This window comes from Agrobacterium sp. 16-172Ci (genome assembly GCF_053522725.1).
On record NZ_JBNWBW010000066.1, the window covers coordinates 1 to 1,140 of the forward strand.

The 1,140-nt window shown below is 61.4% G+C and carries 1 protein-coding gene; it reads left to right on the plus strand.

Going from position 1 to position 1,140, the window contains the following annotated elements; all coding sequences use genetic code 11:
* Nucleotides 1-187: 187 nt before the first annotated feature.
* Nucleotides 188-1,117: an IS110 family RNA-guided transposase gene (locus tag ACQZ40_RS25705; RefSeq protein ID WP_142846693.1), complete on the plus strand. Its 930-nt coding sequence runs from the start codon at nucleotides 188-190 to the stop codon at nucleotides 1,115-1,117.
* Nucleotides 1,118-1,140: the final 23 nt, after the last annotated feature.

Genomic DNA, 1,140 nt, shown 5'->3' on the forward strand with positions numbered 1-1,140 from the left:
CCCTTGTAACTTGATTTCGCCGCGCTGTGCTATTGTCGCTTGTGCGGTGGCGGATGGAAGACCGATCCCCCCTGGGGACATTGATCCCGTGGATGAGCCCGGGTCTCCCTCCGCTTTTTCATCGAACCCGAACAGTCGCCGGGGCCGCTTGCGTGTGCGAAGCCCGATTAGGCAAGGATGGGATAAGATGGATAATAGTGTTGGCATCGACGTTTCCAAGGACCGTCTGGATGTGGCGTTCGCAGCATCGGGCACGGCGTTCTTCGTCGAGAACAGCCATGCCGGGATCGACGATCTGGTAGAGCGTCTCAAAGAGGTGCATGCCGATATCGTGGCGCTTGAAGCCACAGGCGGCTTCGAGACGCTGGCCGTGGCACGGCTTTCGGCGGCAGGATTTGCGGTGATCGTGGTCAATCCGGCGCAGGTGCGCGCCTATGCCAATGCCATCGGTCGCCGTGCCAAGACCGACGCGGTCGATGCGGCGGTGATTGCCGCTTTCGTGTCTGCCACCAAGCCACAGATCCGGCCTCTGCGTGATCAGCAAACCCAGCTTTTGTCGGCACTTGTCGACCGCAGGCGGCAGATCGTGCAGATGATCGTGGCCGAAGAGAACCGGTTACGCATGGCGCTGGAGAAATCGACCCGCAAAAGCATTCAGCGCCTGCTTGCCGCCCTGCGCCGGGAGGTGGACAGCATCGATGCGGAAATGGACGATCACATCCGCAAATCCCCCGTGTGGCGGGTGCGTGAGGCGCTGCTGACCTCCGTGCCCGGTGTGGGGCCTGCAACGGCGCGCACGCTTCTTGCCGAGATGCCGGAACTGGGCAGTCTCGACCGGCGTCAAATCGCCTCGCTGGCGGGCCTTGCTCCCTGGACCCGGCAATCGGGCAAATGGAAGGGCAAAAGCTTCATCGGTGGCGGCAGGGGCAAGGTCCGGGCGGTGTTGTTCATGGCAGCGCTGGTGGCGGCACGGCACAATCCAGTCCTCAAGGCCTTTCGCGATCGCCTCGTGGAAGCCGGAAAGCCGAAAATCCTCGCTACCGTCGCAACCATGCGAAAGCTTCTGACAATGCTCAACGCCATCATCAGAGACAACAAACCATGGCAAAACGCTTGACATCAAAGACAGTCGCTCATCCC

Excerpts from the sequence above, each read along its gene's own strand:
- ACQZ40_RS25705 (WP_142846693.1), top strand. The coding sequence starts at position 188 with ATGGATAATAGTGTTGGCATCGACGTTTCCAAGGACCGTCTGGATGTG.